The following is a 6,232-nucleotide window of genomic DNA, read 5'->3' on the forward strand; positions in this document are numbered from 1 at the left end:
GGCTCATCGCATGAGCCGGGAGAGAAGAAGGGAGGCGGGCATGCGGCGCTATCTCGCCAGGCGGCTACTCCAGGCGGCCGGGGTGCTCTGGGCGGCCTACACCGTCTCGTTCCTCGTGCTGAACTGGCTGCCGAGCGACCCCGTCACGGCGATGGCCGGGGCGGGCGCCGACCAGGCGGGCGTCGACCCCGCGCAGATCGAGCGGCTGCGCAGCGAGTACGGCTTCGACAAGCCGCTCCTCGTGCAGTACGCCGACTATCTGGGCGGCGCGCTGCGCGGCGACTTCGGCGACTCGGTGGCGAGCGGCCGGACCGTCACCTCCGTCATCGGCGACGCGCTGCCGCAGACCCTGGTCCTCACCGGGACGGCCCTGCTCATCGCGATCGCGGCCGGGGGCGGGCTGGCGCTCGCCGCGACCTGCACGTCCCGGCGCTGGCTGCGGCAGGCGCTGCTGTCGCTGCCGCCCGTCGGGGTGTCGGTCCCCGGGTTCTGGGCGGGGCTGATGCTCCTGCAGGTCTTCTCCTTCAAGGCCCGGCTGTTCCCCGCCTTCGGCGAAGGGGGGCCGCGCGGGCTGGTGCTGCCGGCGGTCACGCTGGCGATCCCGACCGGGGCCGTCATCGCGCAGGTGCTGTCCAAGAGCCTGCTGACCGCGCTGGACGAGCCCTACGTGCAGACGGCGCGGGCGAAGGGCGCGGGCCGGGCCCGGATCCACCTCCGGCACGCCCTCCGCAACGCCTCCCTTCCCGCGCTGACGATCGTCGGGCTGCTGGTGGGCCAGCTCATGGCCCACGCGGTGGTGGTCGAGACGGTCTTCTCCCGCAACGGCCTCGGCCGGGTCACCGCGTCCGCGGTCACCGCCCAGGACATCTCCGTCGTGCAGGGAGTCGTCGTGTTCGGGGCGCTGGTCTTCGTGCTGGCGAACCTGGCCGTCGACCTCATCTACCCGCTGCTGGACCCGCGCATCGTCGTCGCGGGCACTTCCCGATGGAGCCTCGCATGAGCACTCTGGACGAGGAGCTGGCCGCGCGGGCCGGCGCGGCGGCGGCCGCGCTCGCGCCGCCGGCGGAGCCCGAGACGGACCCCCGGGACACCGGGCCCCCGGACGAGGACGGCACGGCCGCGCACCGCCGGTTCGACCCCGCGCGCACCGCGCGGTTCCTGCTGCGCAGGCCGGGACTGCTGCTGTCCCTCCTCGTGATCGCCGCGGTGTTCGCCGCGTCCTTCTTCCCCGGCCTGTTCTCCTCGCGGGATCCGCTCTCCGGGACGCCCGCCCAGGCGTTCCGCCCGCCGGGCGCCGGGCACTGGTTCGGCACCGACGAGCTCGGCCGCGACCTGTACGCGCGGGTGGTGCACGGCGCCGCGCTGTCCCTGCAGGCGACGCTCATCGCGCTGGCGGTCGCCTTCGTCGCGGGCGGGCTCATCGGCCTGCTCGCCGGGTTCGCCGGACGCTGGGCCGACGACCTGCTGATGCGGTTCGTCGACGTGATGCTCGCGATCCCGGCGCTGTTCCTGTCCCTGGCACTGGTCACCGCGCTCGGCTACGGCACCGTGAAGATCGCGGTCGCCGTCGGGGTCGCGAGCGTGGCGATGTTCGCCAGGGTGATGCGGGCGGAGGTGCTGCGCGTCCGGCAGGCGATCTTCGTCGAGGCGGCGCGGTCCTGCGGGGCGCGCTGGTACAGCGTCCTCGGGCGGCACGTCCTGCCGAACGCGATCGGCCCGGTGGCCGTCCTCGCCACGCTGGAGTTCGGGACGGCGATCCTCGCGGTGTCGTCGCTGAGCTTCCTCGGGTACGGCGCCGCGCCGCCCGCGCCGGAGTGGGGCAGCCTGATCTCCAACGGCCGCAACTACCTGGCCAACGCCTGGTGGCTGACCGCGCTGCCCGGACTCACCATCGTGGCGACGGTCCTCGCCGCGAACCGGATCGCCCGCGCACTGGACGGCGAGTGGGCGAGGTCGCGATGACGGGAGTCGGGACCGGCTCCGGGACGGAGGCCGCCCCCGCGCCGGTGCCGGACGGCGCGGCGGACGGCGGCGCGCTGCTCGAGGTGCGGGGGCTGTCGGTCTCCTACCGCACCAGGACCGGCCGGCTCACCGCCGTCCGCGACGTCGACCTCGACGTGCGCGCCGGTGAGATCGTCGCGCTGGTCGGGGAGTCGGGATCGGGCAAGAGCACCACCGCGCACGCCATCATGCGGCTGCTCGCACCGAACGCGACGATCGACGCGGGCCGGATCGGGTTCCGCGGCCGGGACCTCGCGGCGCTGCCCGAGCGGGAGCTGCGCGCCGTCCGCGGCGCGGAGATCGGCCTCGTCCCGCAGGACCCGGCGGTCTCGCTCAACCCGGTGAAGCGCGTCGGCGACCAGGTGGCCGAGGTGCTGCGCCTGCACGGGACGGCGAACCGCCGCACCGCCCGGCTGGACGCCGTGGAGGTGCTGCGCACGGCCGGGCTGCCCGACCCGGAGGTGCGGGCCCGGCAGTACCCGCACGAGCTGTCCGGCGGCATGCGGCAGCGCGTGCTGATCGCGGTCGCCATCGCGGCCGGGCCGAAGCTGATCGTCGCGGACGAGCCGACCAGCGCCCTCGACGTCACCGTCCAGCGCCGGATCCTCGACCACCTCCAGGACCTGACCGGCCGGCTCGGCAGCGCCGTGCTCCTCGTCACCCACGACCTCGGCGTCGCCGCCGACCGGGCCGACCGCATCGTCGTCATGTCGCGGGGCCGCGCCGTGGAGGACGGGCGGTCCCGGCGCGTCCTCACCGCCCCGCGCGACCCCTACACCCGGCACCTGCTGCGCAGCGCGCCCAGCCTCGCCGTCGCCGAGCCGCGGGTCGCGCCGCCCGCCCGCGCGGCCGAGGGAGGCGAGCCGCTGGTCGTCGCCGAGGACCTGGTCAAGGAGTTCCCGCTACCCGGGGCCCGCGGCTCCGCCCGGACGGTGCGCGCCGTCGACGGCGTCGGCCTCACCGTCGAGCGGGGCCGCACCCTCGCGCTGGTCGGCGAGTCCGGGTCCGGCAAGTCGACCACCGCGCGGCTGGTGCTGCGCCTGACCGCGCCGACCTCCGGGCGGGTCGTCTTCGGCGGGGAGGACGTGACCGGCGCCCGGGGCAAGCGGCTGCGCGCGCTGCGCCGCCGCGCCCAGCTCGTCTACCAGAACCCCTACGCCTCGCTCGACCCGCGGTTCTCGATCGAGGAGGTGATCACCGAGCCGCTGCGGGCGTTCCGGATCGGCGACCGGGCGTCGCGCGCCGCCCGCGCCCGCGAGCTGCTCGACCGCGTCGCCCTGCCCGCGTCGGCGCTGCGGCGCAGGCCCGCCGAGCTGTCCGGCGGGCAGCGGCAGCGCGTCGCCATCGCCCGCGCGCTCGCGCTCGGCCCGGACCTCGTGGTGTGCGACGAGCCCGTCTCCGCGCTGGACGTGTCCGTGCAGGCCCAGGTGCTGGAGCTGCTCGCCGAGCTGCAGGCCGGCAGCGGCGTGGCGTACCTGTTCATCTCGCACGACCTCGCCGTCGTCCGCCAGATCGCGCACCGGGTCGCGGTCATGAAGGCGGGGCGGATCGTCGAGGCGGGCCCGACCGGCGAGATCTTCGACGACCCCGGACACCCCTACACGCGCGAACTGCTGGCCGCCATCCCCGGCGGCAGGCTGAGAACCCCCGCCCCCGAGGAGGAGACATGACCGTCGCGGACACCGACGTCACCGCGTTCATCGCGGAGTGGAGCGCATGGCGCAGGGAGCAGGAGGCGCGGCTGGCCGACCGGCACGGCTTCCTGGCGATCACCGGGCTGCACTGGCTGTCCGGCGAGCCTCAGCGGTTCGCCGACGCACCGGGCTCCTGGTCCACCGGCCCGGACGGCGCGGTCGTCGTCCTGGACGACGGCGAGGAGCTCGTCGTGGACGGCGAGCCGGTGCGCGGCGAGCACCGCTTCGGGGTGCTGCCCGAGCGCGGCGGCGTCACCGCGCGGTGGGGCGACGCGGCGATCGAGGTCGCCAAGCGCGGCGGCCACGACGTCGTCCGCCCGCGGCACCCGGACAACCCGCTGCGCACGGCCTTCCGCGGCACGCCCGCCTACGACCCCGACCCGCGCTGGGCCGTCACCGGCCGGTACGTCCCGTTCGACGAGCCGCGCCCGACGACCGTCGGCGCCGCCGTCGAGGGCATCGAGCACGTCTACGACGCGCCGGGCCGGATCGAGTTCGAGCTGGACGGCCGGCCGCTGAGCCTCATCGCGTTCAACGGCCACGCGCCCGGGAGTCTGCTCGTCCTGTTCACCGACGAGACGTCCGGCGTCACCACCTACGCCGCCAACCGGGCGCTGCACCTCGACCCGCCCGGCCCCGGCGGGACGGTGCGGGTCGACTTCAACCGCGCCGCCAACCTGCCCTGCGCCTACACCGACCTCGCCACCTGCCCGCTGCCGCCCGCCGGGAACCGGCTGCCGGTCGCGGTCGAGGCCGGCGAGAAGATCCCCTACGAGCGCGCCCGATGACCGGCATCCGCTCGCTGGCGTTCCTCACCCCCGGCAACTACCCCGACGACGACCCGCGGGCCGGGCTGGAGGCGACCCTGCGGCTGTTCGAGTACGGGGAGCGGACGGGCTTCGACGGCGCCTGGATCCGGCAGCGGCACCTGGAGCACGGGGTGTCGTCCGCGGCCGTGTTCCTCGCCGCCGCCGCCCAGCGCACCCGCCGCGTCGAGCTCGGCACGGCCGTCATACCGATCGGCTACGAGAACCCGTTCCGGCTCGCCGAGGACCTGTCGACCGTCGACGTGCTCTCCGGCGGGCGGCTCCAGGCCGGCTTCAGTACCGGCATGCCGCACGCCGACCTGCTCGGCGACATCGTCCACGACGGCGACTGGCGCGGATACGACCTGTCGTACGGCCGCATCGCCCGCCTGCTTGAGCACCTGCGCGGCGAGTACCTCGGCGGCCCCGACACGGTCGTCCACTCGCCCGGCAACGTCCAGCGGCCCCGGCTCCAGCCGCACAGCCCCGGCCTGCCGGACCGCGTCTGGTACGGCGGCGGGAGCCTGCGCTCCTCCCGCTGGGCGGCCGGGCACGGCCTGAACCTGCTCACCGGGAACGTCGTCCAGGGCGAGGGCACCGACGACTTCACCACCGCGCAGGTCAACCTGATCAGGGAGTACCGCCGGCTCGTCCCGCCGGACCGGCCCGGCCGGATCGCGCTGGGCCGGGTGATCGTCCCGATCGACGGCGCGGACGGCCCCACCCGGGCCCGCTACCGCCGGTACGCGGCGAGCCGCCGCGAGCGCACCCTCGCACCGCAGGGCGAGCGGCGCATCCTGTTCGCCCCCGACCTCGTCGGCACCAGCGACGAGATCACCGAGCTGCTGCGCGCGGACGCCGCCGTGGCCGAGGTCTCCGAGCTGCGCCTCGAACTGCCCTACGAGTTCCCCGAGCACGACTACGAGCAGATCCTGGACGACGTCCGCACGCTGATCGCGCCGCGGCTGGGCTGGCGGCCCGCCCCGCCCGCGGCCGTCCCGGCGTGACCGCCGAAGGAGCCGCGATGAACGCACCGACCTCGACGCGTTCTCCCACCTCGGGCCGCCCTTCCTGGACCCGGCGGTGTCCCGCATCGAGGTCGAACCGCACCGGGGGCCGCGGCGACGCCCCTGCCCGCGAGGATCTGCCTGCAGATCATCTCACCTACGGCATCGCGGCCCCGGCGAAATGCCGGGCCGGTGACCGCGCCGCTATGGTCGTTCCACTCGGTGCGGAGCCGGGCCGCCGCCGGACCCGCCGGGCGAGAGGACGGGAGAGGTTCCATGACGGACTCGGCCGAAGACCAGATACCCGAGTACCTCGACTACGTCGGGGCCGGGTGGCGCGAGATCCTTCTGCGGGCCCACGCCGAACTCCGTGAGGTGCTGCCGAACTACCGGGTCGCCCAGGTCAAAGAGAAGTGGGGCATGCTGGACATCAACCTGGGCGCCTACGTCGACCCCGTCACCGGAGAGTTCGGGATAAGCCGGGAACTCGGCGAGCGGGTCGGTGCCATCCTGCGGTCCGCCCAGGAGGAGTCCCGCCGCACCTGCGAAGTCTGCGGCAGGCCGGGCACGGAGACCGGCCGGGGATGGATCAAGACCCTGTGCCCCGACCACGGGGGCCAGGGCTAGCCCCAATGCCGGGAAGTTAAGGGTCTTCGGCTGTTGTCGAGTTGGTCGGGGTGAGGATGTCGATGGCGATGGTGGCCTGGTAGGTGGTTCGGTCGAT

General features: G+C 75.0%; 6 protein-coding genes. All 6 read left to right on the plus strand.

What is annotated here, in order from left to right:
• Window positions 1–40: 40 nt before the first annotated feature.
• The 6 genes from CHF16_RS24930 to CHF16_RS24955 all read left to right on the plus strand — a co-directional run bounded on the left by CHF16_RS24930 (window position 41) and on the right by CHF16_RS24955 (window position 6,135).
• The gene (locus CHF16_RS24930; RefSeq protein WP_089328551.1) at window positions 41–1,000 is read left to right on the plus strand and encodes an ABC transporter permease; all 960 of its coding nucleotides are present in this window, start codon (window positions 41–43) and stop codon (window positions 998–1,000) included.
• Window positions 997–1,962 (plus strand): ABC transporter permease, encoded by a 966-nt coding sequence (locus CHF16_RS24935; protein ID WP_245869166.1) that lies wholly within the window; start codon window positions 997–999, stop codon window positions 1,960–1,962. Before CHF16_RS24930 ends, CHF16_RS24935 begins: the two co-directional genes overlap by 4 nt.
• Window positions 1,959–3,671 (plus strand): dipeptide ABC transporter ATP-binding protein, encoded by a 1,713-nt coding sequence (locus tag CHF16_RS24940; protein ID WP_089328564.1) that lies wholly within the window; start codon window positions 1,959–1,961, stop codon window positions 3,669–3,671. Before CHF16_RS24935 ends, CHF16_RS24940 begins: the two co-directional genes overlap by 4 nt.
• Window positions 3,668–4,483: a DUF1684 domain-containing protein gene (locus CHF16_RS24945; protein ID WP_089328553.1), complete on the plus strand. Its 816-nt coding sequence runs from the start codon at window positions 3,668–3,670 to the stop codon at window positions 4,481–4,483. Before CHF16_RS24940 ends, CHF16_RS24945 begins: the two co-directional genes overlap by 4 nt.
• Complete coding sequence (locus CHF16_RS24950) at window positions 4,480–5,508, plus strand: LLM class flavin-dependent oxidoreductase (protein ID WP_089328554.1); 1,029 nt, start codon at window positions 4,480–4,482, stop codon at window positions 5,506–5,508. The genes CHF16_RS24945 and CHF16_RS24950 overlap by 4 nt, the downstream gene beginning before the upstream one ends.
• A gap of 276 nt (window positions 5,509–5,784) precedes the next feature.
• Window positions 5,785–6,135, plus strand: coding sequence for a hypothetical protein (locus CHF16_RS24955; protein ID WP_089328555.1), 351 nt, complete (start codon window positions 5,785–5,787; stop codon window positions 6,133–6,135).
• Window positions 6,136–6,232 lie beyond the last annotated feature (97 nt).

The organism is Actinomadura meyerae, from assembly GCF_900188445.1.
Classification (GTDB): Bacteria; Actinomycetota; Actinomycetes; order Streptosporangiales; family Streptosporangiaceae; genus Spirillospora; species Spirillospora meyerae.

What these genes read in the sequence shown, in the direction of transcription:
- CHF16_RS24930 (WP_089328551.1), top strand. Translation starts at nt 41, where the DNA reads ATGCGGCGCTATCTCGCCAGGCGGCTACTCCAGGCGGCCGGGGTGCTC.
- CHF16_RS24935 (WP_245869166.1), top strand. Translation starts at nt 997, where the DNA reads ATGAGCACTCTGGACGAGGAGCTGGCCGCGCGGGCCGGCGCGGCGGCG.
- CHF16_RS24940 (WP_089328564.1), top strand. Translation starts at nt 1,959, where the DNA reads ATGACGGGAGTCGGGACCGGCTCCGGGACGGAGGCCGCCCCCGCGCCG.
- CHF16_RS24945 (WP_089328553.1), top strand. Translation starts at nt 3,668, where the DNA reads ATGACCGTCGCGGACACCGACGTCACCGCGTTCATCGCGGAGTGGAGC.
- CHF16_RS24950 (WP_089328554.1), top strand. Translation starts at nt 4,480, where the DNA reads ATGACCGGCATCCGCTCGCTGGCGTTCCTCACCCCCGGCAACTACCCC.
- CHF16_RS24955 (WP_089328555.1), top strand. Translation starts at nt 5,785, where the DNA reads ATGACGGACTCGGCCGAAGACCAGATACCCGAGTACCTCGACTACGTC.